Annotated in this window: 15 protein-coding genes; 1 reads left to right on the top strand and 14 read right to left on the bottom strand. The window is 60.8% G+C overall.

Translation table 11 applies throughout. The annotated features are described in order from the left end of the window. Window positions 1–5: 5 nt before the first annotated feature. The 14 genes from nuoF to cspD all read right to left on the bottom strand — a co-directional run bounded on the left by nuoF (window position 6) and on the right by cspD (window position 14,568). Window positions 6–1,373, bottom strand: coding sequence for an NADH-quinone oxidoreductase subunit NuoF (nuoF, locus tag ACWKV4_RS09110; RefSeq protein ID WP_483831754.1), 1,368 nt, complete (start codon window positions 1,371–1,373; stop codon window positions 6–8). Further along, on the bottom strand, window positions 1,370–1,867 hold the full coding sequence (gene nuoE / locus ACWKV4_RS09115) for an NADH-quinone oxidoreductase subunit NuoE (RefSeq protein WP_483831755.1): 498 nt from the start codon (window positions 1,865–1,867) through the stop codon (window positions 1,370–1,372). The genes nuoF and nuoE overlap by 4 nt, the downstream gene beginning before the upstream one ends. A gap of 2 nt (window positions 1,868–1,869) precedes the next feature. After that, complete coding sequence (nuoC, locus tag ACWKV4_RS09120; RefSeq protein ID WP_483831756.1) at window positions 1,870–3,654, bottom strand: NADH-quinone oxidoreductase subunit C/D; 1,785 nt, start codon at window positions 3,652–3,654, stop codon at window positions 1,870–1,872. 86 nt (window positions 3,655–3,740) lie between these two features. Next, a complete protein-coding gene (locus ACWKV4_RS09125) occupies window positions 3,741–4,427 on the bottom strand; it encodes an NADH-quinone oxidoreductase subunit B (RefSeq protein WP_040263806.1) in 687 nt (228 codons plus the stop codon). Window positions 4,428–4,437: 10 nt separating this feature from the next. Then, window positions 4,438–4,851 carry an NADH-quinone oxidoreductase subunit A gene (locus tag ACWKV4_RS09130; RefSeq protein ID WP_483831757.1) on the bottom strand — a complete coding sequence of 138 codons (414 nt, stop codon included), beginning with the start codon at window positions 4,849–4,851 and terminating at the stop codon, window positions 4,438–4,440. Window positions 4,852–5,365: 514 nt separating this feature from the next. Then, window positions 5,366–6,106 carry a secretin N-terminal domain-containing protein gene (locus tag ACWKV4_RS09135; protein ID WP_483831758.1) on the bottom strand — a complete coding sequence of 247 codons (741 nt, stop codon included), beginning with the start codon at window positions 6,104–6,106 and terminating at the stop codon, window positions 5,366–5,368. 162 nt (window positions 6,107–6,268) lie between these two features. Continuing rightward, window positions 6,269–6,694: a GNAT family N-acetyltransferase gene (locus tag ACWKV4_RS09140; protein ID WP_483831759.1), complete on the bottom strand. Its 426-nt coding sequence runs from the start codon at window positions 6,692–6,694 to the stop codon at window positions 6,269–6,271. Then, window positions 6,687–7,853, bottom strand: coding sequence for a ribosomal protein uL16 3-hydroxylase (locus ACWKV4_RS09145; protein WP_483831760.1), 1,167 nt, complete (start codon window positions 7,851–7,853; stop codon window positions 6,687–6,689). The genes ACWKV4_RS09140 and ACWKV4_RS09145 overlap by 8 nt, the downstream gene beginning before the upstream one ends. Before the next feature lie 76 nt (window positions 7,854–7,929). Next, entirely contained in the window at window positions 7,930–9,300 is a 1,371-nt protein-coding gene (purB, locus tag ACWKV4_RS09150) for an adenylosuccinate lyase (RefSeq protein ID WP_483831761.1), read from the bottom strand. 65 nt (window positions 9,301–9,365) lie between these two features. Then, a complete protein-coding gene (gene hflD, locus ACWKV4_RS09155; RefSeq protein WP_483831762.1) occupies window positions 9,366–9,986 on the bottom strand; it encodes a high frequency lysogenization protein HflD in 621 nt (206 codons plus the stop codon). Continuing rightward, window positions 9,983–11,131 (bottom strand): tRNA 2-thiouridine(34) synthase MnmA, encoded by a 1,149-nt coding sequence (gene mnmA / locus ACWKV4_RS09160; protein ID WP_483831763.1) that lies wholly within the window; start codon window positions 11,129–11,131, stop codon window positions 9,983–9,985. The genes hflD and mnmA overlap by 4 nt, the downstream gene beginning before the upstream one ends. A 68-nt stretch (window positions 11,132–11,199) precedes the next feature. Further along, entirely contained in the window at window positions 11,200–11,637 is a 438-nt protein-coding gene (locus tag ACWKV4_RS09165; RefSeq protein WP_483831764.1) for an NUDIX hydrolase, read from the bottom strand. Window positions 11,638–11,691: 54 nt separating this feature from the next. Further along, a complete protein-coding gene (locus ACWKV4_RS09170; protein ID WP_483831765.1) occupies window positions 11,692–13,917 on the bottom strand; it encodes an NADP-dependent isocitrate dehydrogenase in 2,226 nt (741 codons plus the stop codon). Window positions 13,918–14,304: 387 nt separating this feature from the next. After that, window positions 14,305–14,568, bottom strand: coding sequence for a cold shock domain-containing protein CspD (cspD, locus tag ACWKV4_RS09175; protein WP_483831766.1), 264 nt, complete (start codon window positions 14,566–14,568; stop codon window positions 14,305–14,307). A gap of 220 nt (window positions 14,569–14,788) precedes the next feature. On the opposite strand from cspD, the gene clpS reads away from it, so the two are divergent. Continuing rightward, window positions 14,789–15,196, top strand: a complete 408-nt coding sequence (gene clpS, locus ACWKV4_RS09180) for an ATP-dependent Clp protease adapter ClpS (RefSeq protein WP_483831925.1) — start codon at window positions 14,789–14,791, stop codon at window positions 15,194–15,196. Window positions 15,197–15,214 lie beyond the last annotated feature (18 nt).

Below are 15,214 nucleotides of genomic sequence, written 5' to 3' on the forward strand. Positions count from 1 at the left end.
ATCAATCAGGCTCCAGCAGGGACTGGCCGTGGCTGGCCAAAGCCCGGAGCAGGGCTCGCCGCTCCCAGGGGGGCGATGCCAGCTTCGAACTCTTCCCGGAAATACTTGATCGCGCTGCCCAGCGGTTCTACGGCGCCCGGCGCATGCGCACAGAAGGTCTTGCCTGGGCCGAGGAAGCCCACCAGGCCCAACAGGGTTTCGATATCTCCCTGGCTGCCTTGGCCATTTTCCAGGGCGCGCAGCAGCTTGACCGACCACGGCAGGCCATCTCGGCAAGGGGTGCAGAAGCCACAGGATTCACGGGCGAAGAACTCTTCCATATTGCGCAGCAGCGAGACCATGTTCACGGTGTGGTCCACCGCCATGGCCAGGCCTGTACCCATACGGGTACCGACCTTGGCGATGCCGCCGGCGTACATTTGCGCTTCCAAGTGTTCCGGCAGCAGGAAGCCGGTGCCGGCCCCGCCAGGTTGCCAGCACTTGAGGGTAAAGCCGTCGCGCATGCCGCCAGCGTAATCCTCGAATAGCTCACGAGCGGTTACGCCGAAGGGCAGTTCCCACAGGCCAGGGTTTTTCACCTTGCCCGAGAAGCCCATCAGCTTGGTGCCATGGTCTTCGCTGCCTTCACGCGCCAGGCCTTTGTACCAGTCCACGCCGTTGGCCACGATGGCAGGCACGTTGCACAGGGTTTCGACATTGTTCACACAGGTAGGCTTGCCCCATACACCCACCGCGGCGGGGAAGGGCGGCTTCGAACGGGGATTGGCGCGGCGGCCTTCCAGGGAGTTGATCAACGCGGTTTCTTCACCGCAGATATAACGCCCGGCACCGGTATGCACAAACAGCTCGAAATCAAAACCGCTGCCCAGGATATTCTTGCCCAGCAGGCCAGCGGCCTTGGCTTCTTCCACGGCGCGGTTCAGGTGCTTGGCTGCGGTAGTGTATTCGCCACGCAGGAAGATATAGCCACGGTAGGCTTTCAACGCCCGAGCGCTGATCAGCATGCCTTCGATTAGCAAGTGTGGCTGCTGCTCCATGAGCATGCGGTCTTTCCAGGTATTGGGTTCCATTTCATCGGCGTTACACAACAGGTAACGGATGTTCATGGATTCATCTTTTGGCATCAGGCCCCATTTCACCCCGGTGGGGAAGCCTGCGCCACCACGGCCCTTGAGGCCGGCGTCCTTCACGGTTTGCACGATATCGTCTTGCGCCATCTGCGCCAGGGCCTTACGGGCAGCGGTGTAGCCGTCCTTGCGCTGATACTCGTCGAGCCACACAGGCTCTGCGTCGTCGCGCAGGCGCCAGGTGAGCGGGTGAGTTTCAGGGGCGCGGGCAATACGGTTGGCAGGGCCGAACGAGGTGAGGGTCATACGTAGGCCTCCAGCAAGGCGCTGACGCCGTCGGGGTTAACGTCGCCAAAGGTATCGTCGTCGATCATCAAGGCAGGGGCCTTGTCGCAGTTGCCCAGGCAGCACACCGGCAGCAGGGTGAAGCGCCCGTCCTCGGTGGTTTGCCCCAGGCCTATGCCCAAGGTTTGCCGCAGCTTGGCGACCACTGACTCGTGGCCGCCGATGTAGCAGACCATGCTGTCGCACACGCGAATGATGTGGCGGCCTACAGGCTGGCGGAAAATCTGGCTGTAGAACGTTGCCACACCCTCTACGTCGCTGGCGGGAATGCCCAGGATCTCGCCAATGGCGTAAAGCGCGCCGTCTGGTACCCAACCACGCTCCTTCTGGACGATCTTCAGCGCCTCGATGGACGCCGCGCGCGGGTCTTCGTAATGGTGCAGTTCGTGCTCGATGGCCGAACGCTCGGTTTCGCTCAAGGCAAAACGATCAGTTTGGATCAGCGTAGTGTTCATGCTTAGCGGTCCACATCGGCCATGACGAAGTCGATACTGCCCAGGTACGCAATCAGGTCGGCGACCATGCTGCCGCGGATCACCGAAGGGATCTGCTGCAAGTGCGGGTAGCTAGGGGTACGGATACGGGTGCGGTAGCTCATGGTGCCGCCGTCGCTCGTCAGGTAATAACTGTTGATGCCCTTGGTCGCTTCGATCATCTGGAAGGATTCGTTGGCCGGCATCACCGGGCCCCACGACACTTGCAGGAAGTGAGTGATCAGGGTTTCGATATGTTGCAGCGTGCGCTCCTTCGGCGGCGGCGTGGTCAGCGGGTGATCCGCCTTGTACGGGCCGGCCGGCATGTTGCGCATGCACTGGTCGATGATGCGCAGGCTCTGGCGCATTTCTTCCACGCGCACCATGCAGCGGTCGTAGGCGTCCCCGTTATGGGCCAAGGGCACTTCGAATTCAAAGTTCTCGTAACCCGAATACGGCCGCGCCTTGCGCAGGTCGAAGTCGCAGCCGGTGGAACGAAGGCCCGCCCCGGTTACGCCCCACTCCAAGGCTTCACGGGTGTTGTACGCCGCCACGCCCACGGTACGCCCTTTGAGAATGCTGTTCTGCAAGGCGGCCTTGGTGTACTCGTCCAGGCGCTTTGGCATCCAGTCGAGGAAGTCCTTGACCAGTTTTTCCCAGCCACGCGGCAAGTCGTGGGCCACGCCGCCGATCCGGTACCAGGCCGGGTGCAGGCGGAAACCAGTGACCGCTTCGATCACGGTGTAGGCGCGCTGGCGGTCGGTGAAGGTGAAGAACACCGGGGTCATGGCGCCCACGTCCTGGATGTAGGTACCCAGGAACAGCAGGTGGCTGGTGATGCGGAAGAACTCGGCCATCATGATGCGAATGGTGTTGACCCGGTCCGGCACCGTGATGCCGGCGAGTTTTTCCACCGCCAGCACGTAGGGCAAGTTGTTCATAACCCCACCGAGGTAGTCGATACGGTCGGTGTAGGGGATAAAACTATGCCAGGACTGGCGCTCGGCCATTTTCTCTGCGCCACGGTGGTGGTAGCCGATGTCGGGCACGCAGTCGACGATCTCTTCGCCGTCCAGCTGCAGAATGATACGGAACGCACCGTGAGCCGAAGGGTGGTTAGGGCCCAGGTTGAGGAACATGAAGTCCTCGTTGGCGGTGCCACGCTTCATGCCCCAGTCTTCGGGGCGGAAGCGCGCGGCTTCTTCCTCGATGGCTTGTTTGGCCAGGGTCAGGCTGTAGGGGTCGAACTCGGTGGCCCGAGCAGGGTAGTCCTTGCGCAGCGGGTGGCCTTCCCAGGTAGGCGGCATGAGGATACGGCCAAGGTTCGGGTGCCCGCTGAAGCTAATCCCCAACATGTCCCACACTTCACGTTCATACCAGTTGGCGTTGGGCCACAGGCCGGTGATGCTGGGCAGGTTCAGGTCGCCTTCGCTCAACGCCACCTTAAGCATCACGTCGCTGTTACGCTCGACGGACATCAAATGGTAGAAAACGGTGAAGTCCGACTCTGGCAGGCTGCGGCGCTGGGTGCGCAGGCGTTCGTCCACGCCGTGCAGGTCGTAGAGCATCGAATAGGGCTTGGGTACGCCGCGCAGGAAACTCAGCACCTCCTTGATTTGCGCGCGCGGTACCCAGAGCACGGGCATGCCGGTGCGCGTGTGCTGCGCGGTAAAGCTATCAGGGCCGAAGCGGTTGTTCAGTTCGACGACCACATCCTGGTCGTCAGCCTTGTAAGGCGGGATATACAGAGCGGTGTCCGCTGTTGTCATGGTGTCGGTCGCTTTCGCTTTCGGTCAACGTAAAGGATGAGCCCCAGCCGCGCGCCCACCCGTTCGCCAGGTAGGCGCGCCCTGGGTCACACTTCGTCTGGGCTGCGCAGGTTGGTGACCTGGATGCGCTGTTCGCGACGCAGGTCTTTCTGGGACGGCATCTCGGCGCGGTAAACGCCTTGATCGCCCACCACCCAGGACAGCGGCCGCCGTTCCTTACCGATCGATTCCTGCAACAGCATCAAGCCTTGCAGGAACGCTTCAGGGCGAGGCGGGCAGCCAGGCACGTAAACGTCCACGGGGAGGAATTTGTCCACGCCCTGTACCACCGAGTAGATGTCGTACATCCCACCGGAATTGGCACAGGCGCCCATGGAAATGACCCACTTCGGTTCGAGCATCTGCTCGTACAGGCGCTGAATGATCGGCGCCATCTTGATGAAGGGGGTACCGGCGATCACCATGAAGTCCGCCTGACGCGGCGATGCCCGGATCACTTCCGCGCCAAAGCGGGCGATGTCGTGGGGCGCGGTGAACGCGGTGGTCATTTCCACGTAGCAGCAGGAAAGGCCGAAGTTGTAAGGCCACAAGGAATTTTTGCGGCCCCAGTTGACCGCACCGCTTAGAACGTCCTCGAGCTTGCCCATGAAGACGCTGCGATGCACTTGGTCTTCGAGCATCTTGTCGTCAACGATGCCCTGTTTGCCAAGGGGATAACGCTGTTCCGGATCCTGAGGAGCATCCGGGTCGATCTTGGTGAGATTGTATTGCATTGCCAAAGCCTCATTGTTTCAGCTTCGCTTGCCGCTTCCGACGACCTTCAGGCGCCCAATCGAGAGCCCCCACTCGCCAAAGGTAAACAAGACCTGCCAACAGAATTGCTATGAAAATGAGCGCTTCGGCAAAGCCTGCCCAGCCGCTTTCACGGACGGACACAGACCAGGCGAACAAAAAGAGGGCCTCGATATCGAAAATCACGAACAGCATCGCGACCAGATAGAATTTTGCGGAGAGGCGCAGCCGGGCAGTGCCCACGGGCAGCATCCCAGACTCGAAGGGATCGTTCTTGCTGCGGCCCCAGGCCTTGCCACCGAGCAGGCTCGAAACGCCCAGCATGAAGGCACAGAGCCCTACGACACCCAGGAGGAAGATGGCAAAGCCCCAGTTGTGGGCGATGAGTCCTGTTGATGGGGTCATGCTGGCAGTCCTTAACAGAGAGGCAAAGCTCTGAATCTAAAGAAAGGTAAAAGCAGTGACGAAATGTCGCAGCCATAGGATCGGCGGATTTTATGGGCAAACCCGCGGCAAGTAAATTTATAGGATCAAATTAATTCCTGCGATCCATTAAATAGACGCTGACTATACGCCTGTAGACCCCAGCCTACGGCCATTTAAGCCATTTCGTTCAACGCTGTTTCGTTATTTAAGCAACACACTAAGTTGCAAATGATAATTGATCTCATATGAGAGCCGCTAAATGTTAAGGTGACCACCCTAACTGCTGTTTCCACAACTCACTATAGTCCCGGTTTGAGCTTACGCCTGGGGGATTTTCCACTTATGGATTTAGATCAATGAAGTGGCGGGGCAGCGCTGATTACGCAACCAGGATTGTTGTAGGAGCCAGCGAAGCTGGCGAAGAATTGGGCACTGCCCGTGCCGCATGTTCGCGAGCTTGCGCTCACTCCTGCAGGCGGTGGTTAAGGCGCGCTTAAGGCAGCGCATCTACCCGCACGCGCAGGGTCATATCGTCCCGGCCTTGGGTGCCATAATAACGGCTAGTGCCGCTTCGCTCCGACTGGCTTTGGCTGTTGATGCCAGCCACGGTGATCCATTGCCCGAGCGGGCCGCTTACTTGGGTATCCGTGCTTTGCACGTTGACCACGTCTGGCCGCTCCTGACTCATGCGGTCGTTGTTGGTGCTGATGGCCAAATGCACGGTGCTGCCGGTCACGCTAGCGGTGACATAGAAGCCTTGGGTAACATTACGGTACTCGGTCTGGGTTTGTAGGCGCCCATAGCTGTCGGTCTGCGCGCTGGTCAGCGGAACGCTCTGGCCCACCTGAATCAACGCCGGGGTACCCTCACTGGCCTGTACCTGTTGCACGCCGCCGGTGCGGTTGGCGGTACCGTAGCGAATCACCCGGCCACTGCCCGCGCCCGCGCCTGTGCTGTGATTGCTGTCGGTGGTATCGACGCTGATCAACAATCGCCGCGCAGGCGCATCCAGACGCTCAAGGAGGGCCGCCAGCTCATCGAGCTTGCCGGGTTCGGCATTCACCACCAACTGGTTGCCCAGCGCGCTGATACTGCCCTGATTCCCGAGGAAGGCGCGCAGCGTGGGTAGTAGTTCGTCACTGGTGCGGTAATGCAGGTCCAGCACCTGGGTGGCGGCATGGGCGAAGGAAGTGAAGGCGAGCAGCAGGAAGAGGATATAGGGGCGCAGCGGCATGGCAGGTTACTCCGCAAGGTCGAGCCCCTAGTATGAACCAGCCCTTGAACGAAAACTGACGACGCGCGCCCATCCCGCGTTAAAAGCCTGCCTAGGCGCTTGTCTGGTGTAAATTGCTTACACCTGGTGGCCTGACCGGCAGGCCCACCAGGCCTATGGGCGTCAGGCCGCGCGGCGGAGCATTTCCACATGAGGCAGGCCTGCCTCCAGAAACTCTTCGCTGACCACCTCGAAGGCGAACCGCTGGTAGAACGCGGTGGCATGCACTTGGGCGGTAAGCTTGAGCTCACCGATCCCGCGCGCCTGAGCTTCCTCGATCACCGCTTTCATCAGCGCGTCACCCACGCGTAAGCCACGCCAGTCCTTGAGAACAGACAGCCGCCCCACGTAGCCGTCTGGCAGCAAGCGGGCGGTGCCGATGGCGAAGCCGGCCTGTTCGGCCAGGAAATGAACAGCGATATCGTCTTCCGAATCCCATTCCTGCTCCGGGGTCACGGCCTGTTCAGCCACGAATACCGATTCACGGATACGATGGATCTGGGCGTAATCCCTATGCCAGTCCGCCAGACGAATCCGCAGGTCATTCATCGGCGAAGCCCAGGCTACCCTGGATCACCAACTGGCACAGCAGGGTGACCACTTCATCATCCTCCAGCCAAGGCGCCAGGTTGGTCTGGTGCAGGGCGTCGGCCGAGCACACCAGTTGTAATAGGCCGCGCAGGTTGCCCGGTAGCAGGCGGCTCTGGCCACTGGCAAACAGCATCAGTTCGCTGCCCATCTCCGACCAGGCCATGCGCGCGCTTGGATTACGGACTACAACAGCGCCCTGGCCCAGTGCATCGAGCAGTTCTTCTTCGCTCACTTCGGTGCCCGCCACGCGCTCGGCATAGCGCGGCTCGGTCATAAACTGGCCAAACCAGGTCAGCAGCAGGCGATCATCGCTCATGTGCTCGGCCAATAGCCCCTTGAGCCGCGCCAGCGCATCATGCTGGATTTGGTTAGGGTCGTTGGCCGCCTGGATGTCCGGGTCGCTGTAGCGCTCTTCATCCGGAATGAACTGGCTAAGGAAGTCAGTAAAGTGCGTCAGTACCTCAGTGGCGCTCGGCGCCCTGAAACCGATGCTGTAGGTCATGCAGTCGTCCACGGCGGTACCGAAGTGGGCTAGCCGGGGCGGCAGGTAAAGCATGTCGCCAGGCTCCAGCGTCCACTCCTGGGTGTGCTCGAACTCAGCCAGGATGCGCAGATCGGCGTGTTCAAGCAGCGGGCTGTCGCTGTTGCACATCTGCCCAACGCGCCAGGTACGCTGGCCATGGCCTTGGAGCAGGAACACGTCGTAATGGTCGAAGTGCGGGCCCACGCCGCCACCCGGCGCCGCGTAGCTGATCATTACGTCGTCGATGCGCCAGGTGGGCAGGAAGCGGAAGGGCTCGAGCAGCGCGCTGACTTCCGGCACGAACTGGTCGACCGCTTGCACCAGCAGGGTCCAGTCTTTGGGCGGCAGTTGAGCGAAGGCATCTTCAGCGAAGGGGCCTCGACGCAGTTCCCAGGGGTGCTCGCCATGCTCAAGCACGAGGCGCGATTCGATTTCTTCTTCCAATGCCAGGCCGGCCAGTTCGTCAGGGCTGATAGGGTTTTCGAAATCAGGGAAGGCCTGGCGTACCAGTAGCGGCTTCTTCTGCCAGTAGTCACGAAGAAATTCTTGCGCAGTCAAGCCGCCGAGCAGTTGAAGTGGTTTATCGGAAGACATCGTTAACTCTTTGAATTTTGATGAAGTACAAAATGAGAAACGCCCGGCAATGCCGGGCGCCTGTACGAAGGTAAGGTTAGACTCGGCGGGCTTGATCGGCTGCGTTACCGATGTAGCTCGCAGGGGTGAGACGGGCAAGCTCCGCCTTGGCCGCCTCTGGCATGTCAAGGCCATCGATGAATTCTTTCAAGGCCTGGGCGGTGATGCCCTTGCCACGGGTCAGCTCCTTGAGCTTCTCGTAGGGGTTCTCGATGTTGTAGCGGCGCATGACGGTCTGGATCGGCTCGGCCAACACTTCCCAGCAAGCGTCCAGGTCGGCGGCGATGCGCTGAGCGTTGATTTCCAACTTGCCGATGCCCTTGAGGCTGGCTTCATAGGCGATCACGCTGTGAGCAACGCCCACGCCCAGGTTGCGCAGCACGGTCGAGTCGGTCAGGTCCCGCTGCCAGCGTGAGACCGGCAACTTGCTGGCCAGGTGTTGGAACAGTGCGTTGGCGATCCCCAGGTTGCCCTCGGAGTTCTCGAAATCGATGGGGTTGACCTTGTGCGGCATGGTAGACGAGCCGATTTCACCGGCAACGGTGCGCTGCTTGAAGTACCCCAGGGAGATGTAGCCCCACACATCGCGATCGAAGTCGATCAGGATGGTGTTAAACCGGGCAATAGCGTCGAACAATTCGGCGATGTAATCGTGGGGCTCGATCTGAGTGGTGTAAGGGTTGAACTCAAGGCCTAGCTCATCCTCGATAAAGGCGCGGGCGTTGGCTTCCCAATCTACGCTCGGGTAGGCGGACAAATGGGCATTGTAGTTGCCGACCGCGCCGTTGATCTTGCCCAGCAGCGGCACCGCGGCTACCTGGCTGATCTGCCGTTCCAGGCGGTAAACCACGTTAGCCAGTTCCTTGCCCAGGGTGGTGGGGGAGGCTGGCTGCCCATGGGTGCGCGAGAGCATGGGCACGTCCGCGAAGCGCACGGCCAGTTCGCGGATAGACCCGGCCAGTTGGCGCATCAGCGGCAGCAACACAGTGTCGCGGCCTTCGCGCAGCATCAGGGCGTGGGAAAGGTTGTTGATGTCTTCACTGGTGCAAGCAAAATGAATGAACTCGCTCACCTTGGCCAGCTCTGGCAACCGCGCGGCCTGTTCCTTGAGCAGGTATTCGATGGCCTTGACGTCATGGTTGGTAGTGCGCTCGATCTCTTTCACGCGCTCGGCGTGCTCCAGCGCAAAGCCGGTGGCCAGCTCGTTGAGCAGCGCGTTGGCGCCTTCGGAGAAGGGCGGCACTTCCGGAATTTGCGGGTGGGCAGCCAGCCGCTGCAACCAGCGTACTTCTACCATGGCGCGGAAACGGATCAGCCCGTATTCGCTGAAAATGGGGCGCAGGGCCTCGGTTTTGCCGGCGTAGCGGCCATCAACAGGGGAAACCGCAGTGAGCGAAGAAAGCTGCATGGGGTGTTCTCGGCAGTCGGGCAACGAAAAGGGCGCGTATCATACATGAAAAACCCTAGGCTGGCTTAGCTACGCATCATGGGGTACAACTCTCGCAGCAGCTTGCGGCGGCTTACCAGTAGCTGCCAGCGGTGGCCGCCCAACTGGCGCCACAGCCGCGCGCAGCGGATCCCCGCCAGCAGTAGCGCGCGGATTTTCGACGCATTGCTGGGCTGTTGCAGGTGGCGCATGTCCCCATGCACCTGGATACGCTGGCGCAGGGTGCTAAGGGTGTCTTGGTACAGGCTGCCGCTGGCCGCCACCACGTTTTCGTGAGCCGGGCCGAAGTGCTCTACCTGGGCCTGGAGCTGCGGCAGCCGCTTACCGATGGCTTCAAGCATGGCCGGGCGTTTCTCCAACTGGCGTTCCAGGGTGACCATGGACAACGCATAGCGCAGCGGTTCGCGCTGCAAGCTGGCAGGGTCGCGTTCCAGGGCAGCGGCCAGGGCGCGATAGCCTTCGCGCAATTGCTCGTCACTGCCACCGAACACCTCAAGGGTGTTCTTCGGGTCGCGCACCAGCAGCGTGCCCAGCATGCCCCCCAGGGCCGCCTCGCTGATCTGGCCGGTCTTGGCGATCTGATCTACCAGTACCGCGGCCTGGAACACCCCGGCCAACGCCATGAGTTGATCGCGAAGGTCGCTCATGCCGAGGCCGCCTGGTTCAGGTGTACCGGTTCGGCGGCTTCGATCACGCCGCCCCCCAGGCATACCTCGCCGTCATAGAACACCACCGATTGCCCGGGGGTTACAGCCCGTTGCGGTTCGTCGAAGGTCACTTGATACCCGCTGGGTGTAAGGGTGAGGGTGCAAGGCTGGTCGGCCTGGCGATAACGTACTTTTGCAGTGAGCCGGCGCGGGTTGGAGAGGTCCACAGGGTTCACCCAGAACACCTGCGAGGCGTGCAGGGCTTCAGCGAACAGCCAAGGGTGGTTATTGCCTTGGCCAACGATCAGCTCGTTGCGGGAAAGATCCTTGGCCAGCACGTACCAAGGCTCTTCTCCAGCGCCGTGAAGGCCGCCAATACCCAGCCCCTGGCGCTGACCAAGGGTGTGATACATCAAACCATGGTGGCGGCCGATGACCTGGCCGTCGGTGGTTTTGATTTCGCCGGGCTGGGCCGGCAGGTACTGCTTGAGAAAATCGCTGAAGCGGCGTTCGCCGATAAAGCAGATGCCGGTGGAATCCTTTTTCTTGGCGGTGGCCAACCCGTGAAGGTCCGCGATGGCCCGCACTTCGGGTTTTTCCAGCTCGCCTACGGGGAACAGGGTGCGAGCGATCTGCTCCCCGCCCACCGCGTGCAGGAAGTAACTCTGGTCTTTGTTCGGGTCTAACCCTTTGAGCAGCTGGGTCACGCTGTGTTGATCCCTGCGGCGCACATAGTGGCCGGTGGCGATCAGGTCCGCGCCCAGGCTCAGCGCATAGTCCAGGAAGGCTTTGAACTTGATTTCCCGGTTGCAGAGGATATCCGGGTTGGGTGTGCGACCGGCCTTGTATTCGGCCAGGAAGTGCTCGAACACGTTGTCCCAATACTCAGCGGCGAAATTGGCCGTGTGCAGCTTGACGCCGATGCGGTCGCATACGGCCTGCGCGTCGGCCAGGTCTTCCCGGGCCGTGCAGTATTCGGTGCCGTCGTCTTCTTCCCAGTTCTTCATGAACAGGCCTTCGACCTGAAAGCCTTGTTGCAACAGGAGCAGGGCGGACACGGAGGAGTCGACGCCGCCGGACATGCCGACGATCACGCGCGTGTTACGGGGATCCTTGTAGGGATCGAGAGGGGTAGGCTCACGCATGGGCTTGAAAAAGGTTCTGGTGAAAAACGCAGCATTCTAACAGGCCCATGGCGCGCTGGGGTAAACCCCTAGTCGCGAATCACGTCCAGGCTGTGCAGCGGCCCTGCAAGATAGTCGTCGATGCAACGCATCACCAGCTCGCTGCGCCAGCGTTTCGGTTCGGCGGCCAGTGCTTCGCGGGTGAGCCAGTGGGTCGCGGTAATGTCACGGTCCAGGGGGTGATCCTTGCGGCGCAGTGGGCGAGCGGCGAAGCAGACCCGCTGGTAGGTCACGCCATTGGAGGGCGCGGTGTAGAGGTAAATGCCCACCACGGCGGTGAGCTCGACCTCCCAGGCGGTTTCCTCCAGCGTTTCACGGCGCGCGGCCTCGCGCAGGGTTTCGCCACGCTCGAAGTGGCCGGCGGGCTGGTTGAGGACCAGCCGGCCCTCTTTATGTTCTTCGACGAACAGAAAGCGGCCATCGTCTTCGATCACGGTAGCGACGGTAATGTGGGGGTGCCAGGTCATGCAAAGGTACTCAGGGTGAAAGAAAAACCCCGGCCTGGGCCGGGGTTTCTGGGCTTACTTCAGCGAAGCGATGGCTTCATTGAGGGTGTTGCTGGGGCGCATGGCCTGGCTGGCCAGGCGAGCAGTGGCGAAGTAGTAACCGCCAATGTCCACAGGCTTGCCTTGGGCGCCGTTGAGTTCGGCAATGATGGTGGCCTCGCCTTGGGTCAAGGCATCGGCCAACGGCCTGAAGCGGGCTTGCAGCTCGCTGTCGGTGGTTTGCGCGGCCAGGGCCTGCGCCCAGTAGGTTGCCAGGTAGTAATGGCTGCCACGGTTATCGATCCCACCCACTTGGCGGGAAGGCGATTTGTTGGTGTCCAGGAACTTGCCGGTGGCTTGGTCCAGGGTATCGGCCAACACTTGCGCCTTGCTGTTCTGGGTAGTGGTTGCCAGGTGCTCGAGCGAGGCAGCCAGGGCCAGGAACTCGCCCAGCGAATCCCAGCGCAGGAAGCCTTCTTCGTTGAACTGCTGAACGTGCTTGGGTGCCGAGCCGCCTGCGCCGGTCTCGAACAGGCCGCCACCATTCATCAGCGGTACGATCGAAAGCATCTTGGCGCTGGTGCCCAGCTCCATGATCGGGAACAGGTCGGTCAGGTAGTCGCGCAGTACGTTGCCGGTCACCGAAATGGTGTCCTGGCCGGCGCGGATACGCTCCAGGGAAACCTTCATGGCCTCTACGGGCGAAAGCACGCGGATGTCCAGGCCGTTGGTGTCGTGTTCCTTGAGGTAGCGCTGCACTTTTTCGATAAGCGCGGCGTCGTGGGCGCGGGCTTGGTCCAGCCAGAAGATCGCGGGCGTGCCGCTGGCGCGAGCACGGTTCACGGCCAGCTTGACCCAGTCACGGATCGGCGCGTCCTTGGTTTGGCACATGCGGAAGATATCGCCAGCGTCTACCGGCTGCTTCATCAGCACCTTGCCGTCGGCGGCTACAACGCGTACCACGCCGGCGCTCTTCACTTGGAAGGTCTTGTCATGGGAGCCGTATTCTTCGGCCTTCTGAGCCATCAGGCCTACGTTCGGCACGCTGCCCATGGTGGTGGGGTCGAAGGCGCCATTGCGCTTGCAGTCTTCGATCACTGCCTGATAGATGGTGGCGTAGCAACGATCAGGAATCACTGCCTTTGCGTCTTGCAGCTTGCCTTCGGCATCCCACATCTTGCCCGAGTCACGAATCATCGCCGGCATCGAGGCGTCGACGATCACGTCGCTTGGTACGTGCAGGTTGGTGATACCTTTATCGGAGTTGACCATGGCTACTGCCGCGCGGGTGGCGTATACCGCTTGTACATCCGCCTCGATCTCGGCCTGCTTGTCCGCGGGCAGGGATTTGATCCGCGCATACAGGTCACCAATACCGTTGCTGCTGTTGAAGCCGGCTTCGGCCAAGGCGTCGGCATGCTTGCTCAAGGCGCTCTGGTAATACTCTTCCACGAACTGGCCAAACATGATCGGGTCCGAGACCTTCATCATGGTGGCTTTGAGGTGTACCGAGAACAGTACCCCTTGGGCCTTGGCATCTTCGATCTGGGCTGCGACGAATGCGCGCAGGGCCTTGCGGCTCATCACCGCGGTGTCGATGATTTCGGCGGCCTTTACCTGGGTTTGCTCCTTGAGCACGCTGGTGGTGCCGTCCGCGCCAACCAGCTCGATGCGTACAGCGCCATCGGCGTCGATTATCGCGGCCTTCTCGCTGCCGTAGAAGTCACCGTCATCCATGTGTGCCACATGGGCTTTGGAGTCGCTGGCCCAGGCGCCCATTTTATGCGGGTGCTTGCGGGCGTAGTTCTTGACCGACAAGGGCGCGCGGCGGTCAGAGTTGCCTTCGCGCAGCACTGGGTTTACGGCGCTACCCTTGATTTTGTCGTAGCGGCCGCGGGTGTCCTTGGCTTCGTCGGTATCTGCGGTGTCTGGGTAGTCCGGAACGTCGAAGCCCTTGGCTTGAAGTTCCTTGATCGCGGCCTTGAGCTGCGGTACCGAGGCACTGATGTTGGGCAGCTTGATGATGTTGGCTTGCGGTGTGGTCGCCAACTCGCCCAATTCGGCCAGGTCATCGGCTACGGCTTTGTTGCCCAGGCGCTCCGGGAAGGCGGCCAGGATGCGGCCAGCCAGGGAGATGTCGCGAGTTTCGACGGCAATATCGGCTGTTTTGGTGAACGCTTCGATGATGGGCAGGAGGGAGTAGGTGGCGAGGGCAGGGGCTTCGTCGGTGAAGGTATAGATGATCTTGGATCGGGTGGGCATGTCGGGTTAACTCTCTGTTTTGCTGAGCAGGCTAGGCATCTCGGTGCGCAAAGTAGGCGCTTTCGACGCGTTCGCCACCAGGGGCGGGCGTCGGAAGTCGAGAGGCCTCGCGGTGATGTTGGGTGCATCAGTCGAGCGTCAAGCGGCCGGGCCAAGGTGCCGGCCCCAGCAGTTACAAGATGTTGCTCGCGGCGCCCCATGCGGGGGGTTGGCCGCTATGACCCGATGGTCACCTGGCCAAGTATATCAAACCAGCGTCGGTGCGCATCAAGGCTTTGAGGAGGGCTCTGAAAAGCCCAACGCCGGGCCTGGTGAATTGGCAGCGGCATTGGGTTATTGCCCGCCGTCCCAGGATGGGGCAGCGGGTGGGGGCAAGCGGGGGGCGCTTCAGGCGGAGGCGGTGTCGGACGTATGAAGATTGACTGCCTGGGTGACGTTATCGGTGACGGCTGAAATGCCCACGGCGTGCAAGCCTTTGGGCCCTTGAATGATGTTGAAATGTACGGGTTGCCCAGCCTTGAGCGTTTTGTAACCATCCATGGTGATGGCGGAATAATGAGCGAACAAATCCTCATCTTTTCCGTCTTCTATGATGAACCCATAGCCCTTGGCATTGTTGAACCACTTGACTTTACCGCTCGGCATGCTCATATCCCTCTGCAAAGGACTCCATCGCTGGAGTATCATCCACCACGTTCGCGCACTGGCCTAAAATTTATTTTGACTGTGCGGACCTTTCTTCCCCAATGTGGGTTCTACTGTTTGTAACACCGTTTTGCCGATAGTCAAGGTCATGCGGCGGCCGAGTATCAATACTGGACACACGTCTCACCTCAACCTTCAAAATCGCTCAACGATGATCACTTCCGAAATGCACGCACTCAACCACATTCGTCTAACCTTCAAGCAAGATCAGCCTGGCCAGGATCGGCCCGGCCACGCTCGGCTTGGTCCGGATACCCCGAGCCCTCTGGAAGATGATGCTTCCGGATTGGCGGTGGAAGAATCCCGGCCCGCGCTACAGGCGCCACCGATGTACAAGGTGGTGCTGTTCAACGATGACTACACCCCGATGGACTTCGTGGTGGAAATCCTGGAATTGTTCTTCAACCTAAACCGCGAACTCGCGACCAAGGTCATGCTGGCGGTACACACGGAAGGGCGTGCGGTCTGCGGGCTGTACACACGGGACATCGCGGAGACGAAGGCAATGCAGGTGAACCAATACGCCAGGGAAAGCCAGCATCCGCTACTCTGTGAAATCGAGAAGGACGGTTGAAATCCGGCCACTTGGGTT

It is taken from the genome of Pseudomonas artemisiae, from assembly GCF_057128685.1.

Coding starts and splice junctions, on each gene's coding strand:
- nuoF (WP_483831754.1), bottom strand. CDS start 1,373: ATGACCCTCACCTCGTTCGGCCCTGCCAACCGTATTGCCCGCGCCCCT.
- nuoE (WP_483831755.1), bottom strand. CDS start 1,867: ATGAACACTACGCTGATCCAAACTGATCGTTTTGCCTTGAGCGAAACC.
- nuoC (WP_483831756.1), bottom strand. CDS start 3,654: ATGACAACAGCGGACACCGCTCTGTATATCCCGCCTTACAAGGCTGAC.
- ACWKV4_RS09125 (WP_040263806.1), bottom strand. CDS start 4,427: ATGCAATACAATCTCACCAAGATCGACCCGGATGCTCCTCAGGATCCG.
- ACWKV4_RS09130 (WP_483831757.1), bottom strand. CDS start 4,851: ATGACCCCATCAACAGGACTCATCGCCCACAACTGGGGCTTTGCCATC.
- ACWKV4_RS09135 (WP_483831758.1), bottom strand. CDS start 6,106: ATGCCGCTGCGCCCCTATATCCTCTTCCTGCTGCTCGCCTTCACTTCC.
- ACWKV4_RS09140 (WP_483831759.1), bottom strand. CDS start 6,694: ATGAATGACCTGCGGATTCGTCTGGCGGACTGGCATAGGGATTACGCC.
- ACWKV4_RS09145 (WP_483831760.1), bottom strand. CDS start 7,853: ATGTCTTCCGATAAACCACTTCAACTGCTCGGCGGCTTGACTGCGCAA.
- purB (WP_483831761.1), bottom strand. CDS start 9,300: ATGCAGCTTTCTTCGCTCACTGCGGTTTCCCCTGTTGATGGCCGCTAC.
- hflD (WP_483831762.1), bottom strand. CDS start 9,986: ATGAGCGACCTTCGCGATCAACTCATGGCGTTGGCCGGGGTGTTCCAG.
- mnmA (WP_483831763.1), bottom strand. CDS start 11,131: ATGCGTGAGCCTACCCCTCTCGATCCCTACAAGGATCCCCGTAACACG.
- ACWKV4_RS09165 (WP_483831764.1), bottom strand. CDS start 11,637: ATGACCTGGCACCCCCACATTACCGTCGCTACCGTGATCGAAGACGAT.
- ACWKV4_RS09170 (WP_483831765.1), bottom strand. CDS start 13,917: ATGCCCACCCGATCCAAGATCATCTATACCTTCACCGACGAAGCCCCT.
- cspD (WP_483831766.1), bottom strand. CDS start 14,568: ATGAGCATGCCGAGCGGTAAAGTCAAGTGGTTCAACAATGCCAAGGGC.
- clpS (WP_483831925.1), top strand. CDS start 14,789: ATGCACGCACTCAACCACATTCGTCTAACCTTCAAGCAAGATCAGCCT.